General features: G+C 43.1%; 14 protein-coding genes. 2 read left to right on the forward strand and 12 right to left on the reverse strand.

The genetic code is table 11. From position 1 onward, the window contains the following. Positions 1-249 precede the first annotated feature (249 nt). The 10 genes from Q4491_RS20120 to Q4491_RS20165 form a co-directional block, all read right to left on the reverse strand. Positions 250-1,500, reverse strand: a complete 1,251-nt coding sequence (locus Q4491_RS20120) for a valine--pyruvate transaminase (RefSeq protein WP_192016341.1) — start codon at positions 1,498-1,500, stop codon at positions 250-252. Positions 1,501-1,655: 155 nt separating this feature from the next. Next, positions 1,656-3,233 (reverse strand): 2-isopropylmalate synthase, encoded by a 1,578-nt coding sequence (leuA, locus tag Q4491_RS20125; protein ID WP_237795589.1) that lies wholly within the window; start codon positions 3,231-3,233, stop codon positions 1,656-1,658. 94 nt (positions 3,234-3,327) lie between these two features. Then, positions 3,328-5,298, reverse strand: a complete 1,971-nt coding sequence (locus Q4491_RS20130; protein ID WP_303460364.1) for an aconitase family protein — start codon at positions 5,296-5,298, stop codon at positions 3,328-3,330. 85 nt (positions 5,299-5,383) lie between these two features. Then, positions 5,384-5,740, reverse strand: coding sequence for a cupin domain-containing protein (locus Q4491_RS20135; protein ID WP_237795591.1), 357 nt, complete (start codon positions 5,738-5,740; stop codon positions 5,384-5,386). Further along, positions 5,741-7,030 carry an MFS transporter gene (locus Q4491_RS20140; RefSeq protein WP_303460370.1) on the reverse strand — a complete coding sequence of 430 codons (1,290 nt, stop codon included), beginning with the start codon at positions 7,028-7,030 and terminating at the stop codon, positions 5,741-5,743. Positions 7,031-7,057: 27 nt separating this feature from the next. Beyond that, entirely contained in the window at positions 7,058-7,651 is a 594-nt protein-coding gene (locus tag Q4491_RS20145) for an isochorismatase family cysteine hydrolase (protein ID WP_192016336.1), read from the reverse strand. An 18-nt stretch (positions 7,652-7,669) separates the two neighbouring features. Beyond that, a complete protein-coding gene (locus Q4491_RS20150) occupies positions 7,670-9,583 on the reverse strand; it encodes an FAD/NAD(P)-binding domain-containing protein (protein WP_237795592.1) in 1,914 nt (637 codons plus the stop codon). Between the two features lie 17 nt (positions 9,584-9,600). Next, positions 9,601-10,779: a pyridoxal phosphate-dependent aminotransferase gene (locus Q4491_RS20155; protein ID WP_303460374.1), complete on the reverse strand. Its 1,179-nt coding sequence runs from the start codon at positions 10,777-10,779 to the stop codon at positions 9,601-9,603. A gap of 28 nt (positions 10,780-10,807) precedes the next feature. Further along, positions 10,808-11,815, reverse strand: a complete 1,008-nt coding sequence (locus tag Q4491_RS20160; RefSeq protein WP_192016333.1) for a TauD/TfdA family dioxygenase — start codon at positions 11,813-11,815, stop codon at positions 10,808-10,810. Positions 11,816-12,554: 739 nt separating this feature from the next. Further along, on the reverse strand, positions 12,555-13,943 hold the full coding sequence (locus Q4491_RS20165) for an MATE family efflux transporter (protein WP_303460378.1): 1,389 nt from the start codon (positions 13,941-13,943) through the stop codon (positions 12,555-12,557). 95 nt (positions 13,944-14,038) lie between these two features. Here Q4491_RS20165 and Q4491_RS20170 point away from each other — a divergent pair, with 95 nt between their 5' ends. Both Q4491_RS20170 and Q4491_RS20175 read left to right on the forward strand, forming a co-directional pair. Then, a complete protein-coding gene (locus Q4491_RS20170; protein WP_303460380.1) occupies positions 14,039-14,917 on the forward strand; it encodes an AraC family transcriptional regulator in 879 nt (292 codons plus the stop codon). A 10-nt stretch (positions 14,918-14,927) separates the two neighbouring features. Continuing rightward, on the forward strand, positions 14,928-15,146 hold the full coding sequence (locus Q4491_RS20175; RefSeq protein WP_192016330.1) for a DUF6500 family protein: 219 nt from the start codon (positions 14,928-14,930) through the stop codon (positions 15,144-15,146). A 115-nt stretch (positions 15,147-15,261) separates the two neighbouring features. Here the strand turns inward: Q4491_RS20175 and Q4491_RS20180 are convergent, their stop codons facing one another. Further along, positions 15,262-16,758, reverse strand: coding sequence for a GntP family permease (locus Q4491_RS20180; protein ID WP_192016329.1), 1,497 nt, complete (start codon positions 16,756-16,758; stop codon positions 15,262-15,264). Beyond that, positions 16,758-17,723 carry a D-erythronate dehydrogenase gene (gene denD / locus Q4491_RS20185; RefSeq protein WP_237795598.1) on the reverse strand — a complete coding sequence of 322 codons (966 nt, stop codon included), beginning with the start codon at positions 17,721-17,723 and terminating at the stop codon, positions 16,758-16,760. The genes Q4491_RS20180 and denD overlap by 1 nt, the downstream gene beginning before the upstream one ends. Between the last annotated feature and the right edge of the window lie 86 nt (positions 17,724-17,809).

Raw genomic sequence — 17,809 nt, forward strand, 5'->3', positions numbered from 1 at the left:
AAATCACTCTTCTTATAGCTCCACACATGCTATTTATGTAGTGATTTTACAATTTATTAACTCGTGCTCTCGCCCTGCATCAACAACAAAGTAGAGCTTTCGCCAGAATCAGCCAAAGCTTGATGAAGTTTCAACCTTATTTATAAAGGCATTTTTATGCCTACATCTTTCGGATACATCGAAATTTCACTCAAATAAAGAGCTCCATAATAAGGTTATGAAGCTCATTTCTTTGCACAAAAGATTAAACTAACACGCTTGGTAGGCTTTCATGACTTCTTCTTTTATGATTTCAATACCTTTCTTCATGACATCTTCAGATTGTACATAGCTCAGTCGCAGACATTGGCTGGCATGCAGAGGGAACTCACTTTGCCCGAAGAAAAAATACTCTCCCGGAACAACGAGCACTCCACGATCTTTTAATTTTTTATACAAGCTCATTGTAGAAATAGGCAGTTCATCAAACCATAACCACAGAAAAATAGCACCTTGCGGTTTATGGATACGAAACCTTGAATCCTTAATTGAATTCAATAATAACTCCATGGCAAATTGTGCTTTTTTAGCATAATAGGGTTTGATTACTGATTCACTCAGTTTGAAAAGTTCATTCTTATTTAAAATATGGTTCGCAATCGCAGGCCCCATACTACTTGGCGCCAGGCTAATGATACCGTTAAGATTAGTTAAAACCTGTGTCATTTCCTCACTGGCAATGATTATCCCACATCTCAAACCAGGTAAACCCATTTTAGAAAGACTCATGCATAGAATCGTATTATCATTCCAAAAAGGCACCACATCTTCAAATATGATGTTAGGAAAAGGGAGTCCATAAGCGTTATCGATAATCAAAGGAATTTTTTTATCCCTTGCAATTTGATCTAGCTTGTTAATTTCTTCATTTGTCAATACATTACCTGTCGGATTCGTCGGGCGAGAAACACAAATTGCACCGATATCATCACCTACACGAACTGCATCAAAGTTTATATGATATTTAAACTGTCGATCACTCAACATTTCTATTTCAGGAAAGTAAGAAACAAAAATATCCTCTTCAATACCAGCATCAGCATAACCAATATACTCCGGCGCCATAGGGAAAAGAATTCTCTTTTTAGAACCATCAGGCTGTTTACCTGCCAATATATTAAAAAGGTAGAAGAAACTACTCTGGCTACCATTTGTGAGTGTAATATTTTTTTCAGTAATATTCCACTGATAAGTCTTCTTCATCAGCAAAGCAAGTGATTTCAAGAAGCTATCTTTTCCTTGCGGCCCATCATAATTCATCATTGCTGAAATCAACTCACCATTTTTCAGCATTTCATGATTAATGCCATAGAAATAATCAACAACTTCAGGAATAGCTGCAGGGTTTCCTCCACCCAGCATAATTGCACCTGGTGTGCGTAGCCCATCATTTAAATCATCCATAAGCTGAGTAATGCCTGAATATTGGTTAAATTTCTGACCAAAGCTTGAAAGTTTCATATATATAATCCAGAATTATTATTTTAATAATTAGTAAACATTAATTTAAATGCTTCATGGTTTAATTAGTAATTATCATTTATTAAGAAGAATGATAAATTGAGAACTTATATTTCATACCCCATAGGGATAGATCCTATGATGGGATTTTTATTTCAAGAATACTCAACGACTGACTTAGGTTTACGTAAATTGAGTATAGTATGTGTATGATTCACACTATTCATGATTTGTATCATTGCCAACACAGATGCAGTGACAACATCTTCATTTTTCCCCACACCATAAAACTTGCGTCCATGGTAATAACCAGAAATATTGACTTGACTCTTCTTTGATGAATCAAAACCTTTTGTGCTTACATTATAATCATCCATTTCAAACGCGTAACCACAAGCCTGCTTTATACACTTAACGATAGCATCAATTGAGCTATTTCCGGTTGCAGTTTCAATAACTTGGTTGCCATATTGATTCATCACAGATTTAACAAGCAAGCTCACAGTTGCCGTCACTTTGTCATTTAGTCCCGTAATAATATTAAAAAAATCAATCTGATATGGTTCGTGAACAAATCCAACTGTATTATTCTGAAATAATAGCGCTTCAAGATCATAATCAAATACCTGACCTTTCCTATCAGCAATTTCTAAGAATTTCTGGTATATATTTTCAAGGTTGTATTCTTTTTCAGAATATCCCATTTCTGATAATCGATGTTTAATCACATGACGGCCTGAACGTGAAGTTAAATTTAAATTATTTTTATTTAGTCCAACACTTTCAGGAGTCATGATCTCATAAGTATTCTTCCCTTTCAGAACACCATCCTGATGAATTCCCGAAGAATGAGAGAAAGCATTTGCTCCAACAATGGCTTTGTTTGGCTGCACTGGCATATCACATAACTGACTCACCAACTGACTTGTGCGGTAGATCTCTGTTGATTCAATTTTTGTCAAAAAACCAAGAGTAGGTTCTTTATTTTTCAGAATCATAGCGATCTCTTCCAGAGAACAATTCCCAGCACGCTCTCCAATACCATTCATGGTACATTCAATCTGACGCGCACCATGCTGAATCGCAGAAATAGAATTCGCAACAGCCAAACCTAAATCGTTGTGACAATGAACGGAAATGACAGCCTGATCGATATTAGGCACACGGTTGAATATGTTTTTAATGATTCCACCAAATTCATCCGGAGTTGTGTATCCTACCGTATCTGGTATGTTGATTGTTCTCGCCCCTGCTGAAATAGCAGACTCGACCATGCGACACAAATTATCTAGTGGTGTCCGGCCAGCATCTTCACAGGAAAACTCCACATCATCCGTATATTTTCTTGCATGTTGAATCGCTCTGACAGCCCTTTGCAAAACACTGTCGAAATTGCTCCGTAACTTATGTTCAATATGAATTGTCGAGGTTGAAATAAAAGTATGCAACCGAAATTGATCTGCAACTTTCAGCGCTTGTGCTGCCGTATCAATATCACTCACTACAGCACGGGCCAGTGCGCATACACGACTATTCTTAATTTGCTGTGCAATCGTCTGCACTGACTGAAAATCACCCGGTGATGAGACAGGAAATCCAACTTCCATCACATCGACTCCGAGTCGCTCAAGTGCCAGCGCAATTTGAAGTTTTTCATTCACTGAAAGACTTGATAAAAGAGCTTGCTCACCATCTCGCAAAGTGGTGTCAAATATTATAATTTGCTCAGACATTTCCCTTCCTAACCTTTTTATCATTCACATTATTTCTTGAATAAATTTCTTGGATCATTCAATAAACCATCCAAGAAATTACACAATATCTTTCTCAATAACTATTTAATGCATCTTTTAATACAGCAGAATTTTTCAGTTTACCAAATGAAATAATTCTGCCTGCAACCGCACTCGCTACGACTGTCTCCGGACTGGCCAGCCACACTGAACCCGGACCAGAGCGACCGGGAAAGTTTCTATTAATGGCACTAATTGTTACTTGTGATGCATCAGTTGAAGAACCTGGCCCGCAGTTCGCACATGCCCCGCATGCCGGCTCTAATACAATTGCTCCAATTTTCTCAAAGGTGTCCAGGTAGCCCTGCTCAAGACAGTAATCCCGAACATCAACCGTGCCAAACTGCAAATACAACGTCACCCTATCTGGTAGTTTCATCCCCTGACTGACTGCCCAAGCAAGCACATGATGGTATGCGTCAAAGTCTTCACGTTTCCCTGCAGTGCACGAGCCGCCATAAGCAATATCAATCTCAACGTTATCAGATAAGACATCAATACTAATTCCGTTTCCAGGATCACCCGGAGATGCCAACATTGGTTGAATCTGGCTACAGTCGATCTCTAAATGAGCAATGTAATGTGCTTCAGGATCACTTTTCATCCATGGTTCAATCGTGAAATCAACATTCCGTCTTTCTTTCAGAAATCGGATTGTTTCTGCATCGGGTGCTACAATTCCTGTGAAACCACCAAGTTCCGCACACATATTTGTGAGAGTCGCGCGTTCATCAATTGACAGCGCTGCAATGGTACCTCCACAGAATTCAAATACTTTCCCTACCCCAGCCCCACCTTTTATTTCAGGAAGCGCAAGCAAATATAATGCAATATCCTTTGCAGACACACCTGCCAGCAGTTCGCCATTAAGTTCAATCAGAATAGATTCAGGCATTGTTAAGCGAATGAGTCCAGTAACAAGACAGTTTGCCATTTCAGTGGACCCTACGCCAAAAGCAACACAACCTAAAGCACCACTGTGACATGTATGGGAATCTGTTCCAGCCACAACTTGTCCGGGTAACGCATAGCGTTCGGCCATGATGGCATGAGAAATACCTTCAGAACCTTCGGACTGAGGCAGATACCCATGAGAAATCAAACCATGTTTATCCGTGAATTTACGATGAACAGCAGAGAGCCCCTGCAGTTGATTAACCAGCCCATGTGTTACATGAATGACGCTTTTATGCATATAGGAAAGATGATCTTCAAAAGCGACAATGCTCTCTTTCTGATGCAGTGAAAGCGTATCAGAAAATGCCTCATGTAAAAGGTTTGAGCACATTCCAGTATAATATTCATGAAAAAAACGCCAGTCAGCCTGAACAAATACCCCTTTGTTTACGGTCGCGTTGATACTGGTAACCTCAGTCGATACCAGATTTCTCTGAATGATTTTCTGAAAAAGTGTTTTCGGACCTTGTAGATGATTACTATCTAATTCATCAACTCTTTTATCAGATAACAAATATTTTTTTCCAAAATTTAGCAACCCACCCGACTGAATAATTTTTGCCGATAAATCATCTCGATCCTGGATAATGTCCTCAATCTGAATCGCCTCTCCTTTCAATATTCTTTCAAGTAATGAAAAATCAGTTGAAGTTAACAGTCCGAGGTTATCTGCATTCTGTCGATATATCCGTTCAAAGCTTTTGGCAAAAACAAGCTGTATTCCAGCGTACTTCTCTGCGGCTGGGCTATGCTCCCTTGAAGAACCTTTTCCATATCGGTTCCCTGCGACAATCACTTGTATCCCGGCTTTTTTGATTGCCCCCACACCGATGGGTAAAACTTGACCACACTTTAAACCTGTATAGGGATGCTCCCCTAAAACACTGTTATAATATGACAAGGCTGGAATCGGGGTAATTTCATCGGTTGAAATATCATCACGAAGCTCACCTATTGTCTCCAGGTCGAGTTTCTCGCCTGCCAGCTGACGTTCTATTTGCTTAGGATCTTTTGTCAGAAATAATACATTTGGTTTCATAGGTAACATGAAAGTACCTTCTGTCATACACATGGATTGAGACACTACACTGAGCGAATCAAGCGTTAAGTAAGCGGGTTGGTGAACATTAAAATTATGGCGAACGCGTCTTCCCACCCCAAATCGCACAGATCAATGCGCCTTCCTCAGACGACCAGGCATGTTTACTACCTGGTTCATAAATCACAAAATCACCTTTACTATATGTTCCAAAATCATCCATAAAACTGCCATCCAGTATTAGAAATGTTTCATGACCGTCATGGATATGGCAATCTGCCTTTGCTCCGGGCTGACAATGAACAATTGATATCTTTTGGTCTGTCTTATCACACTGAAATAGTGTTGAAATTCTTGCACCGTTACGCCCAAGGGTATTGTGCTTTTCCCACGAGATCAGGTCCGGATTGTTAATCAGAGCATCAAAATTAACGACTAATGGTAAGTTCATTTAGTTATTCCTGTTTTCATTCATTACAAGAACTTGCTTCTCGGGTTTGGGAAACAAATACAGCGCAAGTAAGGTACTCAATCCAGAGATGAGCCACACAATATCCCAGCCATGGAATGTCATCAGCACAGGAATCAACACTGGGGTAATACAAAAAATACCATAGACAACAGTATTGCCCATTGCGAGGGCAGTGCCTGTCCGCTCAACCCCGGCAATCACAGCGAGCTCCGTATAAGCCACCCCATGCCATGCTGAAACAAAAATGCCTGATACCGTAATCAGCGCAACAAGACTCATCATCACGAGTGGTTGTGAAAGTGCATCCTGCGGCAGCACAGAAACCTCCAAAGCCAATAGCAGAAAAGTTGCCAGGCTCAATAAACAACACGTCCGCAAAAACTCTTTTCTGTTCTTACGTTTGTCTGTCCAACGACCCGCCCAGATGCGTGAAACGATAGCTCCCACCTGAATTAAGGCCAGGCTGGCAGAAATTATCGTAACACCTACTTTTCCATAGTCATGTAAGAAAACGGTGGCGAAAGTGAGGATCGCAAACTGTGGCGTACACAAGATTCCAATCGCTAACACCACACGCCAAACATCAGCTCTTTTGAGGGGGCTTTTAACTTGCTGGGCTGGTGATTCTATTTTTGTTTGTTGCGTATCAGTCTTTTCAGACTGAGGTTCATATAGCCAAAGCCAGGAATAGACAGCACATAAAATACAGAGAATTGCAGATACGCTGTAAATAACATCAAATCCATAATTCAGGGCCAGAAAAGGAAATAGGAGAGCCCCGATACCGTAACCGGCAGGTACAGCAGACTGTCGCATACTCATTGCCAGTCCACGTTCACCTTCCTGAAACCAGGACATGATCGCACGCCCGCTTGCACCATTTACACAACTCCCCAGCAAGCCAATAAAAAAGATACTCGTTGCCAACAGGGGTAAGCTTGGTATGAAATCCCCGTCAGGTACAACAAAAAGAGTCATCAAAAGAAGGATCACAGACGTTGAAAGTAACCCGGAGACTAAAACAGCACGATCTCCCAAGCGATCGGTCAGCACTCCCCATGGCAACTCACTCAATGCGGCACCAAGGCCAATCATTGCCATGACCCAACCTAAATGAATCGTCGACAGCTCATAACTGGCTCTCATGAAAATCGCGCTGGCAGGAATACCACCAACGACCATTGAAAAGCTAATATTTGCAGCAATACCAACCAACAGAACCTTCCATCGGTGGGAAGGCTTTACTTTATTCACACTAACTTTTTCCATAAATAGAAACCTACTTTCATTATTTACTTATTCAGATGTCAGAAAATTCTCTACAGAGAGTACTGTTGCTTTGTTCGCTAAAAGCTTCAGTGCTGCCAGATGTGTTTCTTCGTCGACGGCTGCAGTCGCATCTTCAAAAACAAAACTGGAATAGTCCCTGTCATGCGCATCTGCTGCTGTAGAGAGAACAACAAACTCTGTTGATACGCCGGTAAGCAACAGAGATTTGATATTTAACTGCCTCAAAATCAAATCTAGGTTCGTTTGATAAAATGGACTGACTCGATTCTTTACAAGAATAATATCACCGTCGCGAGGTGAAATATCCGCATAGACTTGAGTGCCCCAGGTGTTTATTTTCAACAGTTCATTTCTTTTTGCTAAAGAAAAAACTGATGATGATTCAGGACACTCAACATAGTTTTGAGAAAATCCAACAACAACATAAATAATAGGAATATCATTCTCTCTGGCAGCATGAATGAGCTTTTGGGTATTTTCGATCAACCTTGTTCTTTCTACCTGCGTAAAATAACCCTCTTTCGCATATTTACCATCAGGGTGAACGATCTCATTAATAACATCCAGGACAAGTAATGCCTGACCACTTTTCATCATCATCTTAATTACCCAACTGATTTAAAGTTCAAATACTGCGTCTTCCTGTGACACTGACAAAAAATCAACAGTAGTTGTTTTCATGTCTCTTGACAGGATATTTTCAGCGATAGCATCAGCATCCTGAACAAAGTCAGTCCAAAATCCAGGCCTACTACTACCGGCTTGCATTAGCCAACGAGTGTGTTCCGTGGGAATACCAATGACATATACATCTTTGATCACTTGATTATTTCGATTGACGGGATGAAATGGCGCTGGTGATATGGAAACCCCTCCGGTTACAAAGAAGCTACTCTCTCCTTCATTGATATAATTAGTCCAAATGTTATCCCGAATAAGATTTTTTGTTAGTTCAGATCTATCCAGTTTTATGTTAGTTGTAGGGATTCTAGCGTCAATGACTGTAGTAATTAAATATTCAGAGCCTTGAATAGAATCAGACTTCATCAGAAATTTATTATGCTCATCGGATCCTTGAATTTGCATATTTGGTCCAACTATTTTTAAAACACCAGATTTAATCAGTGCAATTAACTGCTTCGTCCTTTCCAGAGGTGGCCCTGCAGTTAAGAACATACTTCTTGGAACATACCAGTTTAAAAAGTCATTCTCATGAGATTCAGGAGTCAGTCCGCCGAAATTCACCAAAGTCATAATAATAGATCGTGTGTCACGAATCGTATCCAATGCTGCCTTCAATGGAGAGTTTACATTTCCTTGTTCTGCATTGAAGAGGTCATCTTCAAGGTAATTTAAAAGTGATTCATGAAATTGTTTTTCATTCAAAAATTTTTTATTTTTAAATGGTCTTGCTAGTACTTCTACATCAAGTTCTGGCAAGTCATTTATACCAAAATCTTTTGCAATCCTGGACATTTCTGAAAAAGTCGGCAATTTAGTCTTAGCCACGATGTCTGTAAATATTTGAGCACTTTTCTCATTACGATGGTGTCGGATTGCCGTTGCGAAATAAACAAGGTGAACCTCCGCCATTAACACAGGAAGAGCATCCTGTATGAAATCAATCTTTCCTTTTTTCCTGAGTTCTTTCGCCCACTCATTTGTAAAAAATGCTGGTTGATATTTTTTATTTCCCTCTTTTTGGTTAAGGCCACGGGAAGGAATGGGAACACCGCTTCTTGAGCCCGCAAACATTTGAGGTTCACGACCAGAGCAAATATAGTCGAGGCCACCGTCATTCCTTTCGATGAACTTCCCTCCCCGACCAGTCGTAAATTCAGCCAGCACATCATAAAATGACAGTCCCAGCCCAATGATACCGACTGTTTCATGTGCAGCTACACGATCAAGCTTCATATCTGCAGCAGAATCGCCCTGAATATATTTTAAACCACTTCTCAGGAGTGAAAATGAGGCCAGCTCCAGAGCCTTACCCGTTAATTGTGGTAAAGCATGACCCGTTGTCAGTACGACAGAATCAACAACAATCTGTTTTCCTGACTGCAGGACTAACTCAGAGCGTCCGTCTTCTTTATTCAGTTTTATGACTTCGTCATTTACCTCAATCAGCTCAACATCAGGATTCAGACCTTTCTTAATGGATTGAAGAACAAATTGCATATACTCGCCATAAAGTCTCCGTGGCGCATAATGCTTAGGTCCTGGATAATCATTCTGCGTTTGTTCCCACCATTCTTCTAATGAAGGACCAGCACCGGGTCTTGCTTCACCCTCTGTTAGCTGTCCGGAAAAAGCAGAAACTTCGTTTGCGGGTGTATTCATCAGATAATGTTCAGCCTGTGTTGTGCGCCAGATACGGCCACAACCTACTTCATAATTATCAATCAAATACACTTGTACTTTCCCAGCTGGTTCAGAGATTAAGCGGGCAGCTAGTCGCTCCAAAATTGATAAGCCTCTTGGACCTGTACCAACAATCCCAACCTTTAAACTTTTCTCTTGCTGTTTCATGAACTGCTTCCTCCGAATTAAATTGCTGCAACGGCCCGGTGAATTCGCTCCAGTGCCTGCTCTATGGCATCGCGGGATGTAGCAAAAGACAGACGAACATAGCCCTCTCCACCTTCACCGAATGCCACCCCCGGGGTCACCGCAACTCCGGCTGTCAGTAACAACCAATGTGCAAATTCAGTCGACTTTCCAACTCGCACTCCCTCAATATTTGGGAATACATACAGCGCACCATCAGGGTAATCACATTCAATTCCAGGAATCTGATTTAAGCCTTCTACAATGAGTCTTCTGCGTGTCTGGTATTCAGCTAACATCTCAGTAATAGGCGCTTGATTTCCCGTTAAAGCCTCAATGCCTCCTTGCTGAATGAATGATCCCGCACAACCGACAGTATGTTGTTGTATTTTCAAAATCTCAGAAATGATTAATTCTGGACCAGCTACATAACCAAGCCGCCAGCCTGTCATAGCATATGCCTTAGAAAAACCATTCACTGTAATTGTTCTTTCAAATGCCCCCGGATAAGCAGCGATACTAAAATGCTGATGATTGTCATAAATCACTTTTTCATAAATTTCATCTACAATCAGGATAATATTTTTATCTATTGCAAATGAAACAATATCACGAATTTCTGTCTCTGATAGCATTTTACCCAATGGGTTATTAGGACTATTAATCAGAATAGCTTTTGTTTTATCACTGTACTTCTCTTCTAATGCTTGAGAGGTAATGGTGAACTTACTCGACTTTTGCAATGGCAAGGAGACAGGGGTTGCACCAATCAATCTCGCCATCTCCTGATAACTAACCCAACTTGGTGTTGGTATGATAATTTCATCCCCATAATCTAAAGTTGCCATTAAAGAAATAAATAATGCATGCTTTGCAGACGGTGTGGCTATCAGCTCTTTATCAGGATCAACTCTGATATTATTCTCTTCAAAAAGCTTTTTAGCAATTGCTGAAAGAAGCTCTTTTTTTCCTCTGCTTGGTGTATAATGTGTGTCGCCACATTTAATATGATCAATTGCTTTTTTAGAAATATGTTCAGGTGTTGAAAAATTAGGTTCTCCACCACCAAAATCCAATATATCTTTGCCTTGAGATTTTAAAATACAAACTTTATCTAGAATCTCATAAGTTGCAGATCTTTGAATTGTACGAATACGATTCGATAACTGAATACTCATTATTTACTTTCTCTCGAATGTCACTTAGTTAATCTGCAACAAGACCATATGTATCATTGACCCAATAGTCTGAAAACTTATCTGCAACAGTTTTATCCTTGAAAGCATAAGTTTTCTGCAGCCATCGACTGCTGACAGATTCATTTTCATTCACTTCAAACTTTTCACGGCTATGCAAACCATATTGATTTGAAAAAGTCAGCAAATCACCTTCAACTATGCGGTGCTTTACTTTATCGGCTCGGGTCAATGCATGAATAAAGGCAATTAATGCATCTTTCGCTTCTTCAGGGCTATCCTCTGCAACAGAAGTCATTGTATCCATATAACGGATAGAGTTATCATCTAGAATAATGGGGTGTTTTTCTGAGCTTATGTTCTTCTGGTTAGTCTCTTTAGAGAAGATGTCAAAGTCGGTAACGAAGTAATCTTTCTTTAATATTTTTATAATGTTTTCTGATAGTAAAGAAAATATATCTTTATAATGAACAAATCCTGTGTATGTCACTTCGCCATCAGGACACCTTAAACCAAGTAGTGTGACATAGTCTGCTCGTACTTTATGGGCTGTTCTATCATTATGATAAACAAGTTCACTATCACTATATCCGGTGAGTTTTCCTTTATATTTATTTCTGGCAACTACATCAGTAAAAAAGCAACCATCATTTCGATCGCAATATGACAATAAAGGTGTCTCAGTTAATATCGCAGTAAGTTCCAATAATGATTCTGAAATAAACGTTCTCTTTTTAATATATTTATCTTTAACAGGGTCATTTAAGTCTAACTCCGGAATTTCTCCATCAATAGGGCAATTTCTGAGTACATGAACTTCACAAATACCATTCTTTCTTTCTTCAAGAATGTTCTTACAGATATCAACGTAAAACCATGGAATACATCCATTTCTCACCATGGATTGAATTTTATTCTTAAACTCTGAATAACTATCATATGGGCTAACAGAAATTTTATTTAACAAATCAAATAAAATCTTTTTCTCATTATCTGAAAAAATATAAAATGGCTTCATGAGCTAACCCTGCTTAATTAATCAATTGAATTATCAAATAGTATGAATTACTGACTCAGAATTCATAAGAAATGAGCCAGTCTCTCGTCGCAATGAATACAGTTAATTTTGGTGCGGAATTATCGTCTATTAAAAATCCTTAATGAAATATGGATACATAACCATTGAATATGCAACCACGCTAACTGAAACACATTGTAACAACATGTTTCTAAATATTTCCATATTTTTTTCATAAATGTCTATATCTACACATTCATCAATATAGATATCTATAATATTACAATTTACTAGGATTTTTGTTTACTAATCATTTTTTCAACAGCAGAAAATACTTATGATGAATGAAAGGGGGAAACAACCTATGAGACTAAGCCTAAGGTGTTTCTCTGTAAGGCCAGCTTTTGTTTACACCGACATCAAAGATAAGTCCAAGAGAGCAAGACAAGAAAAACCACCAACCCTATGGTACAAAGCAAGCCAAGAGATAAATTGACCAAAAATTCAGAAGGTTTCACAAACAGCGATTAGCACTGTTTTGATGAAAGAATACAATGCGACAGGCAGCTATACTGATAACTGGCTGAAAACGAGAGTGTCAGATGGCTTTTGCCTTACTCATGACAGCAATGACAATGCCAAAAAAGTTGACTTTGAAGTCTATCAAACCGCTTTATCGTTTGGAGGAACCAACCATAATCAGCCACAAGAGCACAAAAACTGTCTATCTGTGCCCACTTCAGAGTTCTGGAACAGGACCGGTTTCCCGAATCAGATTATTGATCCACTTTTTCGACTGAATACGCTGTGTTGTCAGCCCTATCTTGACCACTTCTTCCAGTAATATTACCGCCAGTACCCAGTCCAGTGACCAGCCCAGGACCAGGCCTGTGTAATAAGCCAGCGGAATGCCTATCGCCCATTGGGCAAATAAATCGATAAAGATACTGTAATTAATGTCGCCGCCGCTGCGCATGACGCCGCCGATCCCCACCATATTGAAGACTTTCAGCACCATGCCAAATGCCATCACCAGCGTCACATTCACGGCCAGATCTTTCTGTTCGACCGGACTTAATCCGATCAAAAAAACAATCACTGGCTGAGCCAGCCAGCAGGCTATTGTCAGCAATAACGCGAAACTGCAACTGATGAGCACATACCACCAAGCGGTGCCTTCGACCCTTTGGTAGTTATCCGCACCTATGTCATTACCTAAAATGATTGACGCGGCCACCGCAAAGCCCAGAAACGCCGAGATGAGCACGCTTTCAACCGGTGACAGCAGCGAGATAATCGCCAGCTCACTGACCCCTAACTGGCCCACCAGCACGTTATAGACCAGCAGCCCGCCCGCCCAGCCCGTGTCATGAACAAACATTGGCATCGCCACCTTGAAATAGCGTCGTAAATGATGACGTTTAACAGCGTCAACCCAGTGAAAACGCTCAGGCAGCAGATGCGGATAGCGGCGAGCCACCACCCAGAAAAGCAGCGCGGTTTGTAGTAACCGGGAAATGATTGTGCCGATACCTGCGCCCAGCACGCCCAGTTCAGGCAATCCCCACAGACCGAAAATCAGCAAGGCGTTCAATAAGGCATTAATGGCTATCGCAAAGATGCTGATGATAGTGGGCAATCTGGCGTCCCCTATGGAGCGCAACGCCGATTCCAGTGGCACCACCAATGCCGTAAAGATAATGCTCGGCCCGGTGATCCAAAGATAATCCGTTGCCAACTGCACATAATGCGGCTCGGAAGCGACCAGTGCCACCAAAGGCTGCGGGATCAACAGATACAGCACAACGAAGGGCAGGACCACCAGCCCGGACAGCATCCATGACTGGGCCAGCGTGCGACGAACGCCTTCCATATTACCGGCACCAAAGTATTGCGAAGCTAGTACATTTACCGCACCACTGGCGCCAACCACCATGATCAGATTGAAGAAGAATATCCGGTTGCCCACGCCGACGGCAGCCGTTGCCTGCTCACCCAGCTGGCTGACCATGAAAATATCGACAACGCCCAGCAATGAAAACAACATCGCTTGTAGCGAGACAGGCAAACCAATTTTCAGCAATTTCTGCCAAAATGCACGATCAATGTACTGAGCTGAAAGCAACATCACAATTCTCCCCCGGTGATTATGCGCACAGTGTAAATCTCTGATTGAATGCCGTATTCTTTCAGCTCATCTAAAACATTTGCCAGACTATCAAGATGAACGACAAGCAAGAGCGGTTTCTGATCTCAGAGAAAACGCAGCAGGAGTTTCTGGACCAAACCAAAGTCTTGCTGCTGGAAGAGCATGGCCTGATGCAATGTGGGATAGCACACTGCCGTGAACAGTTTTCCGTGTTCAGGAAACATCCGCAAAAACACATGCTGATATACACGGTGAGCGGCAAGGGGTGGCTGGAAAGTGAAGGACGCCGTTGGCTGCTGGAGCCAGGATCGATGATCATTGTGCCTGCAGGTACTGAGAACGGGTTTGGTATTGCAGAGGAAGGCTGGCAAATTGCCTGGCTGTTTCTGGATACCACCAAAGATTGGCCAGCTTTGGTCACGGACGAGATCAGCTACCTTCTGACGCCAACGGCCGAGGTTATGTACGCCTGTATTCAGACACTGCTCAGAAGCCTATCTCTTCAGATTGATTTAAGTGGTGCCGTTATCGCACACAGCGTGCAGCAAATTGACTTGCTGCTTCGCACGCCGGACATCACTAGCCAACCGCGTCATCAGGTTCGGTTAAAAAGGGTCTTCGACCGCGTCCAGCGCCAGTTGCATAAAGAATGGGATGTTCGCCAGCTGGCTGCGCTCTATCCCTGCTCTGAACCGCATTTTCATCGATTATGCCAACAGTACATGGGACGCAGCCCAATTGCACATTTAACCCGGATGCGGATGGAATACGCGGCCCGGCTGTTGCGCTCGTCTGAATGGTCGGTGCAACAGATCGGGGAAATTGTTGGTTACCCCATTCCGGCCAATTTCAGCACTCGCTTCAAAACCTGGTCAGGCATGACACCAAGACAATTTCGGCAGCAGCCGTCTCTGGCTGATAAATTACTTAACATCAAAAATAACCCAGTTTAAGGACAACCCTATGCGCGAATCGCTGCGACAAAAAATCATTCAGATCTGCCACAAAAAAATCGCTCAGAAGGGTGACAATGTCGGCGTGTCTTTTTATGCCTTCTTTGCCAATAAAAACGATGACCCTGAGCTACTGATGGAAGCAGCAACCTGGTGGATACAAACCCATAAACTGGATCACTTTGAGAAAGCCGGGAAGATCATCACAATGGTTGAAGCCAACAAATAGCCTTCACCCCCCCCTCTTTAGGCGGTGGTTTTGTAGGTAACAAAAAAAGCCCCCGGAACCGGGGGCTGTACCACGTAAAGAGATACGTCAAAAAAACACATCATATAATTGCTGTTCAGTGACCAGCAGCGACCTCTGCTGCAGGTTTACTTTGCGACTTTACGAAGTAGATGCAACCTGCCAGGAACAGTAGTGGCATAACCGGGTCGAACACGCTTCCCTGGCTACCAAAGATCAGGTTCAGGATCATCACCAGTGAACCGCCGATTGACCAGGCGATAGTAGTCGGTACCGTCCAGATCACCAGTTGTTTACGCACTTCGGTGACACCCATCAGACGGTTCACTATGTGGAACAGGCTGTCGTTGAAGTAACCGGCAAACAAGCTACCCATGGTCGCAGCAGATGCGGCAAACAGCATGTTGATACCTTCCATTTCAGCCAGTACCGGTGCAGAGATAGACGCTGCGGTAATCATTGAAACTGTGCCGCTGCCCTGAATCACACGTACCAGTGTCGCGATGATGAAGGGGATCATGATAGGTGAGATGGACAGTGCCGCAATCTGGTTGGCGATTTCAGTACCCGCGCCAGACTCACGCAGTACACTGCCCAGTGCACCACCTGCACCTGTCACCAGCAGGATAATTCCTGAGGTGGAAATCCCTTCTTCCAGCTTGCGGGTAGTGGTTTCTTTGTCCAGGTAAGGTGTCAGGGTATACACCGCCAGCAGCGTACTGATAGACAAGGCAATCACAGGGTGACCGACAAAGTTGATCACCGCGCCCAGCGCGCTTTCCGACAGTCCTTCAAATCCCAGCTGTTTTTCCAGCAGGCTGGCCAGCGATTTCACCAGAATCAGCAGAATCGGCACCGCGATCGGCATGATGGATTTGGTCAGTGAAGGCAGATTTTTAGTGGCTTTAGACGCCATGTACTCGTCATGCACTTTCTTAAGATCATCAGATTCCTGCGGCAGAGAGACAGGTGTCGCGTATTCCGGGAAATGCTTTTCTAACCAGCGGGCGTACATCACAATACCGTAGATAGACGGCAGTGCAATCACCAGACCCAGACCCAGCATAGAGGCAATATCAACACCGAAAATACTGGCGACGCCCAGCGGGCCGGGTGTCGGCGGAATACAGTGGTGCGCCACCACCAGACCACCAGCCAGAGCAACAGTCAGTGTCAGAATGGAACGGCCAGAGGTTTTAGACAGTGACTTAGCAATCGGATACAGGATGATCAGTGCGCTGTCGACGAACACAGGGATACTGACGATATAACCGGTAATTGCCAGTGCCATCTCTTCTTTCTTCTTGCCCAGCCACTTGATGAAGTGATAGGCAATGGACTCACCGGCACCGGAAGTTTCCAGAATGGCGCCCATCATGACACCCAGACCAATCACGATCCCAATACCGCCCAGCGTACCGCCGAAGCCCTTGCTGATCGCCGACATGGTGTCATCCACACTCAGCCCGCCGATCAAACCGGCAATACAGGCCGCAGCCAGCATCGCAATCAAGACATGAACACGGGTTCTCAGTACCAGGAAGATCAGTACAAAAACCGCAATAATTAAGCCTATAACAGAAATGGGTAACATTAGATCGCCTCCTCTTCGCGTACCGGATACTTAGCTAAATACGCCTTAAGTACCGACTGGAAATCCTTATCCGCTTTAAAACCCAGCGTCAGTTCTGACGCATTATTGAACGCTTTCGGCCAGCTGCTGACGATACGGGCAACCGCAGCATCCTCGTCGTAGCTCACTCGCTCAGCAAACCCTGCCCCCACTGCCTCTGTCATTGCAGCGATCATCTCAGCAGGTGTCACCTGAATGCCGGGCAGATTAAAGGTGCGATAACCCTTGATGGCCTCAGCTGGTAACTGGCTGGCATGGATAATGTTATCGATCACTGTTTCCGGACTGGAAATCCACAGCGGCAGCGTTGGCTCAACCGGACAGTTTGACGTTTCGCCTTTCAGCGGCTCACGGATGATCCCGCTGACAAAAGACGACGCGGCTTTGTTCGGCGCGCCAGGGCGAATACAGATGGTCGGCAGACGCACAGTGATGGCATCCACAAACCCTTTGCGGCCGTAATCATTGACCAGCAGCTCACCGATGGCTTTTTGCGTACCGTAAGAAGAACTCGGCTGAGTGGCTGTCATAGGCTCGATCAGATCCGGCAGTTCGCCACCGAACACCGCCAGCGAACTGGAGAACACGAAGCGGATCGCCGGATTCACCTGACGGCATTTTTCCAGCAATAACTGGGTGGCCAGCAAATTCACTTTCATGCCGAGATCAAAATCTTCTTCGGCATGGCTCGACACAATCGCCGCCAGATGGAAAACATGAGTGGTGTCGGCATCGATCAGCGAATCGATATCAGCCGGGTGAGTAATGTCGCCCACAACCGCGCTGACACGGCTGTCGAACTGACTCATATCCGGGGCGATACGATCAACTATCTTGATGCGCTCGATGTTGTCATAACGTTGTAGCAGGGTGTCGGTAAGCATGGCTCCTAAAAAGCCTGCCCCACCTGTAATAATAATTTTCATAGGGGATGTCCTTGCTCTCTTCTATCTTGTCTTAAGTCTGTTGACGAAATTGTCGATGTCTGCTTCCGTTTACAAACAGGTCCGTT

The sequence above is a fragment of the Photobacterium sp. 2_MG-2023 genome (assembly GCF_030547675.1).
GTDB lineage: Bacteria > Pseudomonadota > Gammaproteobacteria > Enterobacterales > Vibrionaceae > Photobacterium > Photobacterium arenosum.